This window comes from Microbispora bryophytorum, assembly GCF_006874465.1.
GTDB lineage: Bacteria > Actinomycetota > Actinomycetes > Streptosporangiales > Streptosporangiaceae > Microbispora > Microbispora bryophytorum.
Genome location: NZ_VIRL01000010.1, coordinates 146,612 through 163,474 on the forward strand (window position 1 = coordinate 146,612; position 16,863 = coordinate 163,474).

The following is a 16,863-nucleotide window of genomic DNA, read 5'->3' on the forward strand; positions in this document are numbered from 1 at the left end:
GCGACGTCCGGCGTGACCAAAACCCGGACTAACTGGCATGTCCGTGTCGATCATGGAGTGGGCATCGTGTCGAAACTTTTCGGTGACAGCATAGAGACCGGCCGCGGCGGCGAGCCGGCCTTCCAGGGGATGACGGGCTCATGGTGACGGTGGCGTTCAGCGGCACGCGGGAGGGCCAGGCACCGCTGACCTGGGGACAGCGGCTGATGTGGCGGGCGGTCCACCTGATGGGCGACAGCCAGACCTTCCTGAGCTGTCCATGGGTGCTCCCGGTGTACGGCAGGCGTGACCTCGGCAGCGTCCTGGACGCGCTGCGCGTGCTGCTCGAACGCCACGAGAGCCTGCGTACGACCTTCGCTCTCACCCCGGAGGGGCCGGTGCAGCGGGTCGGCCGCGGCGGCGAGCTCACCGTCGAGCTGGTCGACGCGGGACAGGACCGGGCGCTGCGGGTCGCCGAGCGGCTCGCGGGCGAGCTGGGCCGGACGCCCTTCGCCCACGACCGGGACCTGCCCCTGCGCTGCGCCGTCGTCGTCAAGAACGGCCGCCCGATGGCGCTGGCGATCGCCTTCTCCCACCTGGCGGTGGACTTCCAGGCGCTGAACACGCTGTCGGAGGAGTGGAAGGTCCTGCTGCGGGGCGAGGGACTGCCGCCCGCCGAGTGGCAGCCGATGGACCAGGCGGCCGCGGAGCGCGAGGAGCCGTACCCCGCCCGTTCGGCCAAGTCCGTCCGATACTGGCACTCCGTGCTGGCGGAGGGGCCGCTCGACGTGTTCGACCATCCGCCGCGTGAGGCGGACGACCCCCGGTTCATCGAGGTCGGCATGGAGTCGGTGGCGCTCGCCATCGCGGCGCAACGGCTGGCCGAGCGCTGGACGATGAGCACGACCAGCGTGCTGCTCGCCGCCTGCGCCACGGTGCTGACCGTCGTGAGCGGCCGTCCGCGTGCGGTCATGCAGCTCGTGCACAGCAACCGCCGCGACGCGCGCGTCCGCGCGATGGTCGCCACCGTAGAGCAGGACGGCCTGTTCGTGCTCGACCTGCCCGCCACGGACTTCGCCGCCGTCTGCCGGGCCGCGCAACGCGGGGCGCTCAGGGCATACCGCAACGCGCACTACGACCCCTTCGAGATGCAGGCGATGCGGGAGGAGATCGGCCGCCGCCGCGGCCGGGAACCGGATCTCGACGCGTTCTTCAACGACAGGCGGACCGTCGGCACCTGGCCCGGCCTGCCTCCCGTCGGCCCCGACGAGGACGTGGCCCGCCTCACCGAAAACACCACGACGTACGTCACGAACGCCTGGCCGGGTGTCCGGTTCAAGGCGTTCTTCACGGTCGTCTCGGCCCCCGACACCGGGAAGCTCAGCCTCATCGTGGACACCGCCTACCTGCCCCCCGGCACCGCCGAGGCGATGCTGCGCGGCGTCGAGAACCTGCTGGTCCGCGCCCTCACCGAGGAGGTGCCGATCGCCGCCGTCCCCGAGGTGTGCGGGATCGGCCCCTACGATGAGCGGCTCAGGACTGCTGGATCGCCAGGCGCAGACCGAAGCCGATGACGACGAGGCCGGTCAGCCGGTCCAGGGCGCGCCCGACCGGCGGCCTGCGCAGCCACCCGCGCACCATCCCGGTGAACCCGATGAGCACGGCGCTCCAGACCAGCGCCTCGCACACGTGGACGCCCGCCAGCAGCACGCCCATCACCGCGTGCGGCACGCCCCGGGGCATGAACTGCGGCAGCACCGCGACGTAGAACGCGCCCACCTTCGGATTGAGCAGGTTGGTCAGCAGGCCCCGCCGGAACGCCCGTCCCCATCCGGCCTCCGGCGGGCCGGGCGGCGCCGCGTCGTCCCCCTGGCTCGTGCGGCTGTGCCAGAGCATTCTGGCGCCCATCCAGATCAGGTACGCGACGCCCGCCCACCGCAACACCTCGTACGCCACCTGGGAGGCGGTGAGGAGAGCGGACAGACCGGCGGCCGTGAGCATCCCCCACGACAGGGTGCCGCCCTGGATGCCGAGCACCACGGCCCAGGCCGATCTCCGGCCGGCGAGCAGCGACGTACGCAGGATCAGCGCCGTGTCCAGGCCCGGCGTGAGCGTGAGCAGCGCCACGATGGCGGCGAACGAGGCGAGCGCACCATAGACGTCCACGGGCGGTCACGGTAGCCCACACCCCTGCACAACCGACACCCACCCGATCGCCGCGGATTATCGCGGCAGGCCAGGAAAGCCATCGGCGGCTTAGCATCGAAGGCATGGACGAACCGCAGCCGGTCACGCTCCCCAACGGCCGCAATCTGAAATGCGACACGTGCGAGAACGAGCTGTTCGAGCCGCGCCGGTGGAAACTCCAGACCACGGGCATGACGTTCATGAACCTCGACTGGGCCAACCGCGACGCCACCTGCTTCGTGTGCAGCAGTTGCCGCCGTATTCACTGGTTCCACTGGTGATCGGAGATCAGAGGTAGCCCCAGGCGGCGGCGATCTCTCGCAGGGCCCCGGGCACCTCCTCGGGGGCGGGGAGCGGACGGCCCGGCTGGACCCGCCCGCTGCGGATCTTGTCGCGCCAGTCGCCGATGCCCTTCACGAAGTCGCCGTGGTCCTTGTCGCCGTACCGGACCATCCCGGGCTCGTACTCCACGCCCAGCCAGGCGCACAGCCGGCGCAGCTCGCCTTCCGTGTCGTCGACGAGCCGCTCGTATCGGACGTCGATCCCGTCGTGACGGCGCCTGGCATCCTCCAGGTGGCGCATGTACTGCAGCGTGTGCCGCACGGCCTCGTCCATGGGCCGGGCTCGCGGGTCGGCCTCGTGCCACGACCGGGCGATCGACGCGGGGTGGCGCAGGAGGAAGACGAATCGGGCATCCGGCCAGCACGTCGTGATGCGGCGGCAGGCGAAGACGTTGCTGGGCGTCTTGTCCACGATGACCTCCTTTCCGCTCCTGACCAGCTCCCGATGCAGCAGTCGGTCCCACAGGATGTGCTCGATGTCGCTCGTGCGGTGACCGGCCGCCTCCATGGCCTGCCGTACGGGATCGGTGGTGAGGGTGACGGCGATTCGCCGGACGTGCAGTTCGTGCGGCGCGTGGATCCTGCTGTGGCTGTTCAGCAGCACACGCAGGAGCGTGGAGCCGGACCTCACCGGGGAGAGCACGAAAACGGGCGCGCGCAGCAGGCGGTCGGCGGCGGGATCGGCGGGCGGGCGCGGCTCGTCTCGCGGCTCCGCGGCCGGTACGGCCCGTGGCCTGGCTCGTGTGATGACGTAACCGGTCATCCCCTCGACGGCGGCGTTGACCCTGCTCTTCCATGCCATGGCCGCGACCGTAGGCAGGCGTGGTGGCCTCGCGGTTAACGGAGGCTGGGGATTTCCGAAGTCGACGCGGCCGAACCGGATGCGCAGGTCACGCACGCCCGTCACGCACGCCCGTCATGCCCGCAGATCACGCACGCCGGTCACGCGCCGGTCGTGCACGCGGGTCATGCGGGCCGGTCCGGTCATGCGCCGGTCATGCGGGCCGGTCCCGTCATGCGCGGGTCATGCTCACGCGGGCGACAGGACCAGGACCGCATAGCCGGGCGCCACGCTCGCCAGCCGCAGGCGGATGTCGCCGATCCTGCCGGGCCGTCCCGGGGCCAGCGTCAGCCCGCCCTCCGTCCGGCAGCGGCCGTTGACGCAGCTCTGGCTGACGCCGGTGTTCATGCCCTCGACGCGGAAGGCACCCGCGCCCGCCTTGAAGCGCAGCCGCAGCTCGCCCTGGTCGAGCGAGACGATCGTGATCGCGTCGAGGCCGGTCTTCCGGTCGAGCCGCAACCGATCCCCCGGGCGCACCGCCACCTCGCAGGCGGCGTTCCGGCACGCCTCCGGATGGTCCGCGGCCGAGACGGCCGACGGGCCGGGCGAGGGTGAGGCGGGAACCGCGGTGGACACGGGATCGCCCGTGGACACCAGACCGCCCGGGGACGCCGAGCCGTCCGTGGCCACGGGCCGCGGCCGCATCTGCGGCTCCGGGGTTCCGCACGCCGCGAGCAGCACGATCACCGGTAGGGCGACGAGGCCGACCCAGCCGATCAAGCGGGACGCGTACTGTCCTCGACGCATGACTCTCCCCGAGACCACGACGGCTCCGCCGGTTCCTGACACCGGCGGGCGGAGCGCCCCAGACCCGGCCGCTCGACGCGTTCGAGCCTTCCCCGAACCCGGCGGCCCCAATCCCCGAAACGGGGATCACATGAGGAGGGCGCCGGTGATCTGGTGGGCGGTCCTGCGCACGGCCGCGCCCATACGCGGCAGCGCCGCCGCCCCCACCGGCGCGGCGACCGCGACGGCCATGCACACACCGCCGTCCGGGCCGAAGACGGGCGCGGCGGCGCAGCACACCCCCTCGGCGAACTCCTGCCGCGCGTACCCCACGCCCTCGCCGCGGATGGCCGCGAGCTCGCGTTCCAGCGCGGCCGGTCTGGTCACCGTACGGCCGGTCATCCGCCGCAGGGCCGGGGCGGCGAGGAACGCGGCGCGCAGGCCCGCGTCGTAGGCGAGCAGCACCTTGCCCGTGGCCGTGCAGTGCAGCGGCGCCCGGTCGACGCCGTCCGACGGCGACGTGACCCGGTTGTGGCCGTACAGCCGCTCGACGTACGCGACCTCGAACTCGTCCCGCACGGCCAGATTGACCGTCTGCCGGGTGGCCTCGTACAGCTGGAGCAGATGCGGCAGGACCACCCTGCGGGAGCCCGGCAGACGACGGCCCTGGACCGCCCAGCCGCGCGGAGGCACGAGGTCGGCGAGGCGTCCGCCGACCGTGTAGTCGCCGCCAGTACGCGTGACCAGGCCCCGTCGCTGGAGGCTCCCGAGCAGGCGATGCGTGGTGGTCTTGGAGAACCCGGTGGACCGGTGCACCTGGGTCAGGTTCATCGGCCTCATGCCGGCGGCGAGACACAGGAGGATTTCCATCCCGCGTTCCAGGCTGCCCAGGGCGGAGGCCGCCTCCGCCCGGCGGGCGCGATCCAACGGTACGAACAACCTCACCCCGCGACGCTCGTGAATCACATCTTGATCGGCCAGCGGTCACCTTAGCCGCGCCGCGCCGCGCATGAGGGGAGAACGCGTTTGCTACGCCGAGGCCGCGAGCCCGACCTGGCGGCCCACCCCGTCGCACTCCGCCGCGGCCAGCACGGGAGCGAGCAGCCCGGGGAACCGGGTCTCCAGGTCGTCGCGGCGCAGCACGACGAAGCAGCGGGTGCCCTCCTGACGCGTGCGGGTGATCCCGGCGTCGCGCAGAACCTTGAGGTGATGACTGAGCGTCGACTTGGCGACCGGGGCCCGCAGCTCTCCCCATCCGTGCTCCCGCCCGTCGGCCAGCAACCGGACCAGACCCACCCGGATCGGGTCACTGAGCGCCGCCATGACCGCGGTGAGGGAAATCTCGTCCAGTTGGGGGTGGTGCGCCCGCTTCATACACCGATGGTAGCTTGTTCGATGTTTGGCGAACATCGAACAATGGGAGTCGCGTTGACCGGACAGCCAACCGGCCGCTTCGCCGGCCGGATCGTCGTCGTCACCGGTGCGGGCTCGGGCATCGGGCGCGCCACCGCCCTCGCCTTCGCGCAGGCCGGCGCCCAGGTCCTCGGGGTCGGCCGCCGCGCCCAGGCCCTTGAGGAGACCGCCCGGCAGCACCCGCGCATCGCCGCACTCGCCGCCGACGTCCGTGTCGCGGGCTCGCCCGAGACGATCGTGCGTACGGCCGTCGACCGCTGGGGCCGGTTGGACGTGCTGGTCAACAACGCCGGCGCGACCACGGTCATGCCGCTGGCCGAGACGACGGCGGCACGCGTCACCGACCTGTTCGACCTCAACGTCACCGCGCCCAGCCTGCTCGCCCGGGCGGCGCTGCCCCACCTGCGCGAAACGGGCGGATCGATCGTCAACGTATCGAGCACCTTCGGCCACCGGCCGCTGCCCGGCGCGGCGCACTACGCCGCGTCGAAAGCCGCGATCGAGCAGCTCACCCGCAGCTGGGCGGTGGAACTCGCCGGAGACGGGATCCGGGTCAACGCCCTGGCCCCCGGGCCGACCGAGAGTGAGGCGCTCACCGCCGCCGGTCTTCCCGAGGCCGTCGTCGAGCAGACCAAGCAGGACGAGGCCCGCCGCATCCCCCTCGGCAGACGTGGCGAGCCCCGAGAGGTGGCCGAGTGGATCCTCCACCTCGCCGATCCCGCCGCGACCTGGCTCACCGGCCAGGTCCTCACCCTCGACGGCGGTCTTGAGCTCACCTGATCCGAGGAACCGCCTCCGGCCGGTGCGCTCGAAGAGTACCCCGGCCGGAGGCGCACCTCAGTTCACCTCGACGCTTTCCAGGATGCCGAGGGCGTCGGGGACCAGGACGGCCGCCGAGTAGTAGGTGGTCACCAGGTAGGAGAGGATCGCCTTTTCGTCGACGCTCATGAAGCGCACCGACAGACCGGGCTCGTACTCGTCCGGCAGCCCCGTGCGGCGCAGCCCGACGACGCCCTGTTTGTCCGCCCCGGTGCGCATCACCAGGATCGAGCTGAGCCCTCCCTCGCTGATCGGGATCTTGTCGCAGGGCAGTATCGGCACGCCCCGCCAGGCCATGACCGTCGCCCCGTTCACCTCGGTGACGTCTGGATACACGCGGCGCCGCGTGCACTGCCGTCCGAAGGCGGCGATGGCCCGGGGATGGGCGAGGAAGTAGTGCGAGCTGCGCCGGCGGGCGAGCAACTCGTCGAGGTCGTCGGGGGTGGGCGGGCCCGAACGGGTGTGCAGGCGCTGCTTGAGATCGGCGTTGTGCAGCAGACCGAAGTCGCGGTTGTTGACCAGCTCGTGCTCCTGACGCTCCCGCAACGCCTCGATCGTCAGCCGCAACTGCTGCTCGGTCTGGTTCATCGGCTCGTTGTACAGATCCGCCACCCGCGAGTGCACCCGCAAAATCGTCTGCGCCACACTCAGCTCGTACTCACGCGGACCCAGCTCGTAGTCCACGAACGTCCCCGGCAGCGTCGCCTCACCCACATGCCCCGCCGCCAGAGCGATCTCCGCCTCGCCGAACCGGTTCACCGGCCGCGCCTCGGCGGGACGGCCGAGATGCTCGCGCAGGCCGCCGGCCAGCGCGGTCAGGTTGTCCAGCACCGACCGGTCGAGGACGAGAACGATGCAGGAGGTGACGGCCTTGGCGGGCGGGGCCCCCGGGCCGGTGAGGTCCCCCAGGTGGTCTCCGTCGGCGAGGACCTGGAGCAGGGCCTCACCGCCGTACGCGCCCGCGCCGACGCGTGCGACCTTGCCGTGGGCGACGAGCACCACCTGTCCGGGTGGCACCGGCTCGCCCGAGCTCAGGTCGTGCTGGACGAACCGGTCGGCCAGCGCCCGGAGCGTGTCCAGGTCGCCGTAGTCGTGCAGGGACGGCAGTTCGCACAGCTCGGCCGGGATGACCCGCACCCGCGCCCCGGTGGAGACGAAGCTCACCCGCCCGTCCCCCACCGTGCAGGTGAGCCGGCGGTTGACCCGGTAGACGCCGCCCTGGACCTCCGTCCACGGGAGCACCCGCAGCAGGTGCCGGGGAGTGATCTCCCGCATCTGCGGCGGCGTCTTGGTGGTCGTCGCCAGGTTCCGCGCGGCGGCCGTGCTCAGGGTCAGGCGCGACTCGGTCATGGCGCCCCCACCGGCAGCGCGTGAGCCAGGGAAGCCGGTGAAGCCGGCGGAGCCAGGGGAAGAAAGCGAGCGGTGGCCGTGCCGAGGCCCGTCGGGCCCTGGGACCACCGGGCCGCCGGACCCCTGCGCAGCTCCTCCTCGCAGTAGCGCCGGGACCGCTGGTGCCAGCGCAGGATCGCCGCCATCCAGTTGCGCAGGTCGGCCACGTATCCCCCGACCGACTCCCGCACGGCCTCCCCCACCTCGATGCGGTCGAGCAGGGCGGGCAGGTCGACGGTGGTGATGTGCTCGAACTGCCTCATCCGGCTGGTCATGAGCGCGTCCACCACGGTCACCGCCTCGCCCGGCGCGCAGTCGAGGAAGGTGCCCAGCACCACGACGGCGTTGTGCAGCTCACCCTCGAACTGGGTCTCCTTCTGGTAGGAGAACAGGTCGTTCAGCAGGCACGCGTAGTCCTGCGCGGCGTCGGTCATGCCGAGGAACTCGCGGGTCCGGTGGATCTCGTCGGGGATGACCCGGCCCGGCGCCAGCCTGGCCAGGCTCATCGTCATCTGCGAGCCGAACGTCCTGCGCCGCATCTCGATGTAGTCGACCGGATCGGGCACACGGTGCTGGGCCTGGTTGGCCAGCTCCCACACCCAGCTGTCGATCATTTCCTCGACCGCGACGCGGAAAGCCCGGCGGGAGCCCTCCGGCAGCGGCCCGGCGGTGCGCGGCCACAGGTCGGCCAGCCCGCGCTCCAGCCCCGTCATCGGGGTCAGGCGCGGGACGAGGTCCAGTGGCATGAACTCCTTGAGCCGCCGGTTGCCGAGCTTCGCGCCGATCAGGTCGCGCGCCACCCCGTAGACCCGGGGATAGTAGTCGTCGCCGTACGTCCCCCAGGCCAGCCAGTTGGTGGCCAGGATCAGTTCGTCGGCCGTGGCGTCCGGGTTGATGCCGGACGCGCACAGGGCGAGGTCGAAGCCGACGAGTTGCGGTTCGTTCCACACGGCGGTCGCCGGGATGCCGGGGACCCCGTCGAAGAAGCCGATCTCGGCACACCATTCGACGTCCGCCGCTCGCGCCGCGTCCAGGTGCGGGTTGTCGCGCACCTCGAACGGCATGTACGGCTGCGGCAGCCGCACCGCGGCCTCGGCGAAGGGCCGGTGGGTGTGGTTGCGCAGGCCGCCCGCGCCCGTGAGGTGGGCGCGGGCCACGTTCATCCCGAAGAACCCGGCCTGTCCCGCGGTCTTGGTGTAGCGGCTGGAGGCGGTGTGCCAGGCGTGTCCGCCCGCCTGCCAGTCCTGCAGTCCCTTGACGTAGCTCAGGACCAGCGCCTGCTCGGGCGGCAGCACCCCTTCGTCGGCGAACAGCGCCGGAAGCTCGGTCAGCGCGGTGTGCTCGAACTGGTGCAGCCGGGAGGTGAGCAGGTCGTTGGTGATCTCCACGGCGCGCTCGGTGTCGCAGCCGAAGAAACGCTCGCTGACCAGCACACAGTTGGACAGCTCGCCCTCCCGCAGCACCTCCCGTTCGTAGGAGAACAGGTCGTTGCGCAGGTGCACGGCGTCGGCGAACGACTCCGTCAGCACCCGGATCGGCCGGGAGTCCGCCAGACGGGCGGGCAGCTCCGCGCCGGCCGCGTGCTCCACCAGCGCGGCCGACCACGGGGCGCCGCCGACCTTCCTGCGTTCCTCGATGTACTCGATCGGGTTGGAGACGGCCTCGCGCTCGATGTGGAACAGCTCCCACATCGACTCCTGAAGGAGGTCGCGGGTGACCCGGACGAACCGGCGCCGCCACGCCTGCGACATGGCCGGCACGGTGCGGGGCCACAGGTCGGCCAGGCCCCGCTCCACCGGGTTCGTCGGCTCGGGCGGGTCGTCCGCCATGAACGCGTCGAGCCGGTCCAGGTAGTCCTGGGCGCCGTCCAGGTCCCTGCTGCGTTTGAAGGTCTCCAGGAAGTGGTCGTCGAAGTAGAAGACCCACACGTACCAGTCCGTGACCAGGTCCAGTTCGGTGGCGGAGCAGTCGGGATGGGTGTAGGCGCACATCAGGCCGTAGTCCATCGCGTCGAGCGACTCCTCGGTCCAGATGTCCGGGTCGTCGAGCATGCCCATGTCCGCCGCCCACCCCCGCGTGTGCGCCCGGGCGGTCTCCACGTGCGGGTTCAGCCGGGGCGGATAGGGGAGGTAGAAGTCCGGCAGCCGGTAGGAGGACATCACAGGACCTCGACGCTCTCCAGGATGCCGAGGGCGTCGGGGACCAGGACGGCCGCCGAGTAGTAGGTGGTCACCAGGTAGGAGAGAATCGCCTTTTCGTCGATGCTCATGAAGCGCACCGACAGACCGGGCTCGTACTCGTCCACCAGTCCGGTGCGGCGCAGGCCGACGACGCCCTGGTCCTTCTCCCCCAGGCGCATGACCATGATCGAGCTGATGCCCTTGTCGTTCACCGGGATCTTGTTGCACGGCAGCATCGGCACCCCGCGCCAGGCCGGGGCCTTCTGACCGTTGAACTCCACGGTCTGGGGGTAGATGCCCCGGGCGTTGCACTGGCGGGCGAAGGCCGCGATCGCCTTGGGGTGGGCGAACATGACGTTCGGGTTCTTCCAGACCGTGGCGAGCAGCTCGTCGAGGTCGTCGGGGGTGGGCGGGCCCGAACGGGTGTGCAGGCGCTGCTTGAGATCGGCGTTGTGCAGCAGACCGAAGTCGCGGTTGTTGACCAGCTCGTGCTCCTGACGCTCCCGCAACGCCTCGATCGTCAGCCGCAACTGCTGCTCGGTCTGGTTCATCGGCTCGTTGTACAGATCCGCCACCCGCGAGTGCACCCGCAAAATCGTCTGCGCCACACTCAGCTCGTACTCACGCGGACCCAGCTCGTAGTCCACGAACGTCCCCGGCAGCGTCGCCTCACCCACATGCCCCGCCGCCAGAGCGATCTCCGCCTCGCCGAACCGGTTCACCGGCCGGTCCGGGTCCTCCCGATAGGCCTGCACGTGCTCACGCAGGCCGTCCGACAGCGTGAGCAGCCGTTCGAACTCCTCCCTGCCAAGGGCGAGCACCGTGCATGCCGTCACCGCCTTGACCGTCCACTCCCACCGCGCGTCCGCGTTCACCAGCATGTGCTCGCCGACGTACTCGCCGTCGGCCAGCACCCCGAGCCGCGTCTCGTTGCCGTACTCCCCCTCGCCGAGCCTGTCGACCTTGCCGTGGGCCAGGAGCAGGACCTCGTCCATCGGGGTGCCGGCCCGCTCGATGACCTGGCCGGCCTCGTACTCCCGCTGGGTGAACAGGTCGGCCAGGGCGGCGAGCACGTCGGCGTCGGCGAAGCCGCGCAGGGCGGGCAGCTCGCACAGCTCGGCGGAGATGACCCGCACGTCCGCCCCGGTCGAGACGAACGTCAGCCGCCCGTCGGCCATCTGGTAGGTCAGCCGCCGGTTGACCCGGTAGGCGCCGCCCACCGCCTCGACCCAGGGCAGCACGCGCAGCAGATGACGGGAGGTGATCTCCTGCATCTGCGGCGGCGTCTTGGTCGTCGTGGCCAGGTTGCGCGCGGCCCTGGTGCTGAGGCTCAACCGGTTGTCGGTCGGCATCGTGTTTTCGGTCACGGCACATCACCCCATCTGTGATCGGCACGGCGGCCGGTTGTTCGGTGACTGGACACGCTCGTCGCCGAGCGGCGGAGGGGGAAGGAAAGATCAGAGTCGTACCGGCCCGGACAGGGCCGCGCCGCGTGCACCGGCGGCATCGCCCGCGCTGCCTGCGCCACAGGCACGGGCTGCGCCGCATGCCCCAGGCGCCCGTACGGCGAATGCCCGAACGGCCGCGTGCGGAGGCCGCCGGAGCGTTCCGGTGGCGGGCGTGAGGAGACAGGCGGGCGTACCGATCGCGCGCCTCACCGGACGCGGCGGGTGAGCCGCTCCGTGAGCACCGCGAGCGCCCGCGCCGCCTCCGGGGCGATCGCGCAGTCGCGCAGCGCGTCGAGCGCCTGCACGGCCCGCAGGGCGATGAGGCCCTCGACCTCGCCGAGGGCTCCGGTGTCCACGATGATCTGCCTGAGCTCGGCCGCCCGCCGTTCGTCCAGGTCGGGGGCACCGTGCCAGGTCCGCAGCCGGTCCCGTTCCGGTCCTCGCGCCCGCGCGAACGCGTACGCCATGAGCACGGTCCGCTTTCCCTCACGCAGGTCGTCGAGGACCGGTTTGCCGGTGACGGCGGGGTCGCCGAAGACACCGAGGACGTCGTCGCGCAGCTGGAACGCCTCCCCGAGCGGCAGGCCGAACCGGGAGTACGCATCCAGCAGGGCGGGCGGGGCCCCGGCGAGCGCCGCGCCGATCTGCAGCGGGCGCTCCACCGTGTATCGGGCCGTCTTGTAGCGGATCACCGTCAGTGCCCGTTCGACGTCCGCGTCCGCGCGGGCGTGCGCCAGGATGTCGAGATACTGCCCGGTGACGACCTCCGTGCGCATCCGGTTGAACAGCTCGCGCGCCGCCCGCCCCCGCGAGTCGGCGGCGACGGCGTCCGCGAGCAGCTCGTCCGCCCACGCCTGCGCGAGCACTCCGAGCAGGATGGCGGCGGACTGGCCGAAGGTCTCCGCGCCCGTCCAGCGCGGGGCCCCGGCGAGCCCCCGGTGGATGGTGGGGCGCCCGCGGCGCAGCTCGCTGCCGTCCATGACGTCGTCGTGGATCAGCAGACCGGCGTGGTAGAGCTCCAGCGCCGCGCCGGTGATGACGGCCCGCTCCTCGTGCGGCTCCTCGCCGCCCGCGCCCCGCCAGCCCCAGTAGCACAGCAGCGGCCGGATGCGCTTGCCCCCCTCGACGACAAACTCGCGCAGCAGCCGGTAGCCCTCGGCGACGTCCGGATCCCCGACCGGGGGGCGCCGGGCGTCGAGGAAGCCGGCCAGCAGCTCGTCGACCCGTCCCCGGACGGCGCTCGTGACGGCGGCGATGCCGCCGTCGTCACCGATGCCGGTGGTCCCCTTGATGGACGTGTCCACGGTGTCCGCGGTCATGCTCGGCCTCCTCGCTCGGCGAGCCGGTATCCCTTGCGGAAAGTTACTTAATGAACACGCAAAGTAGAACCGGCCGTTCCGATAGTCGGAACTTCTCGCCGACAGACGCGGCTTAGTTCGGTTCGGTCCGCTGCTCCGCGCCGCGTTCACGAGGGCCGTGGCGCCGGACAACCCCGGAGGGGAGGCCGATCAGCAGTGCGATCGCGACGAGAAGCGCGCTCACCCACAGTGGGCCGAGGTCCGCGGCCCCTTTGCCCAGGGCGGCGGTGCCGAGGGTGGCCGCCGCGAGGAGCGGCCCGGCGGCGGCGCCGACGTTGAGCGCCGCCGTCGCGTACGAGCCGGCCATGGTCGGCGCTCCCGCCGCCTCGTAGAGCACCCGCGTGATCAAGGTGCTGCCCAGGGCGAACGACAGCGCGCCCTGAACGAACACCAGGATGAGCAGAACGACCGGCTCTCCGGCCGTGACGGCCAGCGCGGGCCAGCCGATGAGGAGCAGCGGACCGCCGATCGCGAGAACCAGTCCGGGGTGCCGGTCGGACAGCCGTCCCGCGATGGCGACGCCCACGAACGAGCCCACGCCGAAGAGCACCAGGACGACCGGGATCCACAGCGGATCCAGCCCCGCGGTGCCGGTCACGATGGGGGCGAGGAAGGTGAAGCTCGCGAAGGTCGCCGCGTTCACCAGTGCGCCGAGCAGCATGACCAGGATCAGGCGCCGGTTCCCGAGCTGTGCGAGTTCCGATCGCAGGACCCGCCCGTCGGCCTCGCCCGCCTGCGCGGAACGCGCCGGGATCCCGCGCAGGATGCCGACGGCCGCGGGCACGCAGAGGACGGCGACGGCCCAGAACGTGACCCGCCATCCGAGCAGCGTGCCGAGGACCGCCCCTCCCGGGACCCCCGCGACGGTCGCCACCGTCGTTCCGGACAGCAGCACGGCGACAGCCCGCCCCTTCCGGTTCTCGGGGACGAGAGCGGCGGCCGTCGAAACGGCCACGGCGAGGAACCCCGCGTTCGCGAGCGCGGCGACGATCCGGGCCGCGAACAGGACGGGGAAGCCGGAGGCGGCGGCGCCCGCGACGTGGGCCGCCACGAAGACGAGGACGAAGCCGAGAAGGCCGGACCGGGGAGACCGGTCGCGGGCGAGCCCGGCCATGAGCGGGGCGCCGACGATCATTCCGATCGCGAAGGCCGAGGTGAGCGTGCCGGCCGTTCCGACGGTCACGCCGAGGTCTGAGGCGATGTCCGGCAGGAGGCCGGCGAGCATGAACTCCGAGGTGCCCATGGCGAAGACCGCCAGGGCGAGCGAATACAGCGGAAGAGGCATCGAATGGCTCCGAGGCGATGAGAAGCACGAGAAGGAGACGTCTCGTCACCGCGGTCAGCACCCGGGAGCGCGTTCGTCCGGCCGCGGACGCGGCGGGACGACGGATTCACGAACTCAGTGGTGCAGGGGGCTGACGGCGTGACCGAAAGCCCCCTTCTTGGATGCCTCAGGGCTCGACATGGCCCACACCATAGCGAACCGGCGCCCGTCGGCGTCCATCGGCTTCACACACCCCGGCCCGTGCCGTCGGACGCTCAGTCGGCTCTGCCGAACTGTGCTGATCAGTCGGCTCTGCCGAACCGCGCTGTCCAGTCGGCTCTGCCTAATTGTGCCGATCAGTCGGCTCTGCCGAATTGTGCGATCGCGGTCGCCAGCAGGGCGAGCCCGAGGACCGCGAGGACGGCCACCTCGACGAGGATGGGCACGTGCCACCCGCCCCACGTCAGCCCGGGCGCGAGCCGGGCCCGTACGGCGGGCGTCAGGTTCAGGTGCGCGAAGACCAGCCGCCTGATGGGATCCACGGCGTACGAGAGCGGATCGATCCGGTTGAGCGCGGTCAGCCACGCGGGCAGGTTCGACGCGGGGAACATCGCGCCCGACATGAAGTACAGCGGCATGATCAGCAGCTGGTTGAGCGCCATGAACGACTGCATCTGCTTGACCCGCACGGACATCGCGACTCCGAAGGCCGTGATGGTGAAGGCCAGCAGCACCTGGATGCCGAACACGCCGAGCATCAGGCCCGGCGCGTACGGCACGCCCACGGGACCGGCGATGCAGATGACCACGAGGCCCTGGAAGGACGCGACGGTGGCCCCGCCCAGGCATTTGCCGAGGACGATGGACCCTCGGGACACCGGCGCGACCAGCATCTCGCGCAGGAAGCCGAACTCCCGGTCCCAGACGATCGAGGCGGCCGAGGACATCGCGGTGAACAGGACGGCCATGGCGAGGATGCCCGGGTAGAGGAAGGTCCGCAGGCCGAGCCCGCCGGTGCCGCCCGAGGTGAGCTGGGACAGGCCGGTGCCGAGGACGAACAGGAACAGGAACGGCTGCACGAGAGAGGTGAGGATGCGCAGCGGGCCGTTGAAGAACCGGATGATCTCGCGCTGCCAGACCACCTTGACGGCACGCAGCTCGCTCGTCGCGCTGCGCCCGGGCACCCGGACCGCCGTGATGGGCAACGTCATCGCCGGCCTCCTCGCGCCGCGGCGAGCGCGGCCGGGCCGCGTGCGCCGCCGGTCGACTCCGCGTCGCGGATCGACCGGCCGGTGTAGGACATGAACACGTCGTCGAGGCTGGGCCTGGCCACGCTGACGGACCGGATCGGCAGCCCCGACCGCGAGAACAGCTCCGGGACGAACCGCTCCCCCTCGTCCACGTGGAAGACGACCACGCCCCCGGACGCGACGGCCTGGATGCCGAACCGATCGTCCAGGGCGGCGACGGCCGCCGCGCCGTCATCGGTCTCAATCTGGACGCGGTCCTTACCGACACCGGCCTTCAGCGCCGCGGGGGTGTCGAGCGCGATGATCTGGCCGCCGTCCATGATGGCGATGCGGTCGCAGTGCTCGGCCTCGTCCATGTAGTGGGTGGTCAGGAAGACCGTGATGTCCTCGGCGTCCTTGAGCTCCCGGATGTAGGACCAGATGGAGCTCCTGGTCTGCGGGTCCAGGCCCACCGTGGGCTCGTCGAGGAACAGCACCCGCGGCGAGTGCAGCAGGCCGCGGGCGATCTCCAGTCTTCGTCTCATGCCGCCCGAGAACGTCGCGACCCTGGCGTCGCGCCTGTCCCACAGCCCCACCATCTCCAGCACTCCGCGCAGCCGTGGACCGACGTCCGCGCGGGGCACGCCGTACAGCTCGGCGTGGAAACGCAGGTTGCGCTCGGCCGTCAGATAGCCGTCCAGCGTCGGGTCCTGGAACACCAGCCCGATCGAGCGCCGCACGCTGTCGCGTTCGCGCACCACGTCGTGTCCGGCCACCCGCGCCTCGCCGGACGTGGGCGTGGTCAGCGTGCAGAGCATGCTGATCGTCGTGGACTTCCCGGCCCCGTTCGGGCCGAGGAAGCCGAAGATCTCCCCTTTGCGCACGGTCAGGTCGATGCCGCGCACGGCCTCGACGTCGCCGTAGTGCTTGGCCAGGCCGGTGGTGTGCACCGCCGGATGCGTCATCCTGCCTCCCCATTTGTTACACTTGGTGCAACAGTACACCAGGTGTAACCAACGGAGGCCGATACGCTGTGCCCATGAGTGCGGGCGGGCTGCGGGAGCTGAAGAAGAACCGGACCCGGCAGCTCATCGCCGACACCGCGAACGCGCTCTTCCGGGCCCGGGGGTTCGACGAGGTCACCGTGGACGAGATCGCGGCGGCCGCGCAGGTGTCGAAGAAGACGGTGTTCAACCACTTCCCGACCAAGGAGGACCTGGTCTTCTACCGGGCCGAGGACCGGGAGGCCATGTCGCTGGCGGCGGTCACCGACCGCCCGGCCGGGTTCTCCATCCTCGACTCCTTCCGCGCGCTGTGCCTGGCGCAGACCAGGTTCATCCCGGGCATGCGGCGCGACCTCGTCCATCCGCGCAGCTTCTTCGACCTCGTGAGCGGCAACCCGTCACTTGAGCGGAAGATGCACGAGGTCAACGAGCGGATCATCCGGGTGCTCGCCGACGCGCTGGCGGCCGAGGCGGGCGCGGAGCCCGGCGACCCGCTGCCCCGCATCGTCGCCTCGACGCTGGTCGGCGCGCAGCGGGCGCTCTACCGGCGGCTGCGGCAGCGGGTGCGGGAGGGCGGGTCCGACGAGGAGATCGGGCGCGCCCACCGCGCGGACGTCGAACGGGTCTTCGGCCTGCTCGGCAACGGCCTCGGCGGCTACCCGCCGGTCTGATTCGTCCGGGCAGG

16 protein-coding genes are annotated in these 16,863 nt (G+C 71.5%); 4 read left to right on the forward strand and 12 right to left on the reverse strand.

The genetic code is table 11. The features are described from left to right. The first annotated feature begins 140 nt into the window (after positions 1-140). Positions 141-1,553 carry a condensation domain-containing protein gene (locus FLX07_RS19480; protein ID WP_142572243.1) on the forward strand — a complete coding sequence of 471 codons (1,413 nt, stop codon included), beginning with the start codon at positions 141-143 and terminating at the stop codon, positions 1,551-1,553. Here the strand turns inward: FLX07_RS19480 and FLX07_RS19485 are convergent. Then, positions 1,513-2,145 carry a LysE family translocator gene (locus FLX07_RS19485; RefSeq protein ID WP_142572244.1) on the reverse strand — a complete coding sequence of 211 codons (633 nt, stop codon included), beginning with the start codon at positions 2,143-2,145 and terminating at the stop codon, positions 1,513-1,515. The two genes, FLX07_RS19480 and FLX07_RS19485, sit on opposite strands and share 41 nt — an antisense overlap. Positions 2,146-2,249: 104 nt before the next feature. On the opposite strand from FLX07_RS19485, the gene FLX07_RS19490 reads away from it, so the two are divergent. Beyond that, positions 2,250-2,447, forward strand: coding sequence for a hypothetical protein (locus FLX07_RS19490; protein ID WP_142572245.1), 198 nt, complete (start codon positions 2,250-2,252; stop codon positions 2,445-2,447). Between the two features lie 7 nt (positions 2,448-2,454). Here the strand turns inward: FLX07_RS19490 and FLX07_RS19495 are convergent, their stop codons facing one another. From FLX07_RS19495 to FLX07_RS19510, 4 genes are all read right to left on the reverse strand, one after another. Further along, complete coding sequence (locus FLX07_RS19495; RefSeq protein ID WP_142572246.1) at positions 2,455-3,309, reverse strand: sulfotransferase family protein; 855 nt, start codon at positions 3,307-3,309, stop codon at positions 2,455-2,457. A gap of 228 nt (positions 3,310-3,537) precedes the next feature. After that, entirely contained in the window at positions 3,538-4,095 is a 558-nt protein-coding gene (locus tag FLX07_RS19500; protein ID WP_142572247.1) for a hypothetical protein, read from the reverse strand. Between the two features lie 126 nt (positions 4,096-4,221). Next, positions 4,222-5,019, reverse strand: a complete 798-nt coding sequence (locus tag FLX07_RS19505) for an IclR family transcriptional regulator (RefSeq protein ID WP_142572248.1) — start codon at positions 5,017-5,019, stop codon at positions 4,222-4,224. An 84-nt stretch (positions 5,020-5,103) separates the two neighbouring features. Next, complete coding sequence (locus tag FLX07_RS19510) at positions 5,104-5,448, reverse strand: ArsR/SmtB family transcription factor (protein WP_142572249.1); 345 nt, start codon at positions 5,446-5,448, stop codon at positions 5,104-5,106. Positions 5,449-5,502: 54 nt separating this feature from the next. On the opposite strand from FLX07_RS19510, the gene FLX07_RS19515 reads away from it, so the two are divergent. Further along, entirely contained in the window at positions 5,503-6,267 is a 765-nt protein-coding gene (locus tag FLX07_RS19515) for an SDR family NAD(P)-dependent oxidoreductase (RefSeq protein WP_223854085.1), read from the forward strand. A gap of 57 nt (positions 6,268-6,324) precedes the next feature. On the opposite strand, the gene FLX07_RS19520 is transcribed toward FLX07_RS19515, so the two are convergent. From FLX07_RS19520 to FLX07_RS19550, 7 genes are all read right to left on the reverse strand, one after another. Further along, on the reverse strand, positions 6,325-7,656 hold the full coding sequence (locus tag FLX07_RS19520; RefSeq protein ID WP_142572251.1) for a family 2B encapsulin nanocompartment shell protein: 1,332 nt from the start codon (positions 7,654-7,656) through the stop codon (positions 6,325-6,327). Next, the gene (locus tag FLX07_RS19525; RefSeq protein ID WP_208762284.1) at positions 7,653-9,854 is read right to left on the reverse strand and encodes a terpene synthase family protein; all 2,202 of its coding nucleotides are present in this window, start codon (positions 9,852-9,854) and stop codon (positions 7,653-7,655) included. Before FLX07_RS19525 ends, FLX07_RS19520 begins: the two co-directional genes overlap by 4 nt. Continuing rightward, positions 9,854-11,227 (reverse strand): family 2B encapsulin nanocompartment shell protein, encoded by a 1,374-nt coding sequence (locus FLX07_RS19530; RefSeq protein WP_142572326.1) that lies wholly within the window; start codon positions 11,225-11,227, stop codon positions 9,854-9,856. The genes FLX07_RS19525 and FLX07_RS19530 overlap by 1 nt, the downstream gene beginning before the upstream one ends. Before the next feature lie 302 nt (positions 11,228-11,529). Beyond that, the gene (locus tag FLX07_RS19535) at positions 11,530-12,642 is read right to left on the reverse strand and encodes a polyprenyl synthetase family protein (protein WP_142572253.1); all 1,113 of its coding nucleotides are present in this window, start codon (positions 12,640-12,642) and stop codon (positions 11,530-11,532) included. A gap of 112 nt (positions 12,643-12,754) precedes the next feature. After that, complete coding sequence (locus FLX07_RS19540) at positions 12,755-13,966, reverse strand: Cmx/CmrA family chloramphenicol efflux MFS transporter (protein WP_142572254.1); 1,212 nt, start codon at positions 13,964-13,966, stop codon at positions 12,755-12,757. A 335-nt stretch (positions 13,967-14,301) separates the two neighbouring features. Next, the gene (locus tag FLX07_RS19545) at positions 14,302-15,156 is read right to left on the reverse strand and encodes an ABC transporter permease (RefSeq protein ID WP_142572255.1); all 855 of its coding nucleotides are present in this window, start codon (positions 15,154-15,156) and stop codon (positions 14,302-14,304) included. Further along, positions 15,153-16,139, reverse strand: coding sequence for an ATP-binding cassette domain-containing protein (locus FLX07_RS19550; protein ID WP_142572256.1), 987 nt, complete (start codon positions 16,137-16,139; stop codon positions 15,153-15,155). Before FLX07_RS19550 ends, FLX07_RS19545 begins: the two co-directional genes overlap by 4 nt. Before the next feature lie 74 nt (positions 16,140-16,213). Between FLX07_RS19550 and FLX07_RS19555 the strand changes: the two genes are divergently transcribed. Further along, positions 16,214-16,849, forward strand: coding sequence for a TetR/AcrR family transcriptional regulator (locus FLX07_RS19555; RefSeq protein WP_142572257.1), 636 nt, complete (start codon positions 16,214-16,216; stop codon positions 16,847-16,849). Positions 16,850-16,863: the final 14 nt, after the last annotated feature.

What these genes read in the sequence shown, in the direction of transcription:
- FLX07_RS19480 (WP_142572243.1), top strand. Translation starts at nt 141, where the DNA reads ATGGTGACGGTGGCGTTCAGCGGCACGCGGGAGGGCCAGGCACCGCTG.
- FLX07_RS19490 (WP_142572245.1), top strand. Translation starts at nt 2,250, where the DNA reads ATGGACGAACCGCAGCCGGTCACGCTCCCCAACGGCCGCAATCTGAAA.
- FLX07_RS19495 (WP_142572246.1), bottom strand. Translation starts at nt 3,309, where the DNA reads ATGGCATGGAAGAGCAGGGTCAACGCCGCCGTCGAGGGGATGACCGGT.
- FLX07_RS19500 (WP_142572247.1), bottom strand. Translation starts at nt 4,095, where the DNA reads ATGCGTCGAGGACAGTACGCGTCCCGCTTGATCGGCTGGGTCGGCCTC.
- FLX07_RS19510 (WP_142572249.1), bottom strand. Translation starts at nt 5,448, where the DNA reads ATGAAGCGGGCGCACCACCCCCAACTGGACGAGATTTCCCTCACCGCG.
- FLX07_RS19520 (WP_142572251.1), bottom strand. Translation starts at nt 7,656, where the DNA reads ATGACCGAGTCGCGCCTGACCCTGAGCACGGCCGCCGCGCGGAACCTG.
- FLX07_RS19525 (WP_208762284.1), bottom strand. Translation starts at nt 9,854, where the DNA reads ATGTCCTCCTACCGGCTGCCGGACTTCTACCTCCCCTATCCGCCCCGG.
- FLX07_RS19530 (WP_142572326.1), bottom strand. Translation starts at nt 11,227, where the DNA reads ATGCCGACCGACAACCGGTTGAGCCTCAGCACCAGGGCCGCGCGCAAC.
- FLX07_RS19535 (WP_142572253.1), bottom strand. Translation starts at nt 12,642, where the DNA reads ATGACCGCGGACACCGTGGACACGTCCATCAAGGGGACCACCGGCATC.
- FLX07_RS19540 (WP_142572254.1), bottom strand. Translation starts at nt 13,966, where the DNA reads ATGCCTCTTCCGCTGTATTCGCTCGCCCTGGCGGTCTTCGCCATGGGC.
- FLX07_RS19545 (WP_142572255.1), bottom strand. Translation starts at nt 15,156, where the DNA reads ATGACGTTGCCCATCACGGCGGTCCGGGTGCCCGGGCGCAGCGCGACG.
- FLX07_RS19550 (WP_142572256.1), bottom strand. Translation starts at nt 16,139, where the DNA reads ATGACGCATCCGGCGGTGCACACCACCGGCCTGGCCAAGCACTACGGC.
- FLX07_RS19555 (WP_142572257.1), top strand. Translation starts at nt 16,214, where the DNA reads ATGAGTGCGGGCGGGCTGCGGGAGCTGAAGAAGAACCGGACCCGGCAG.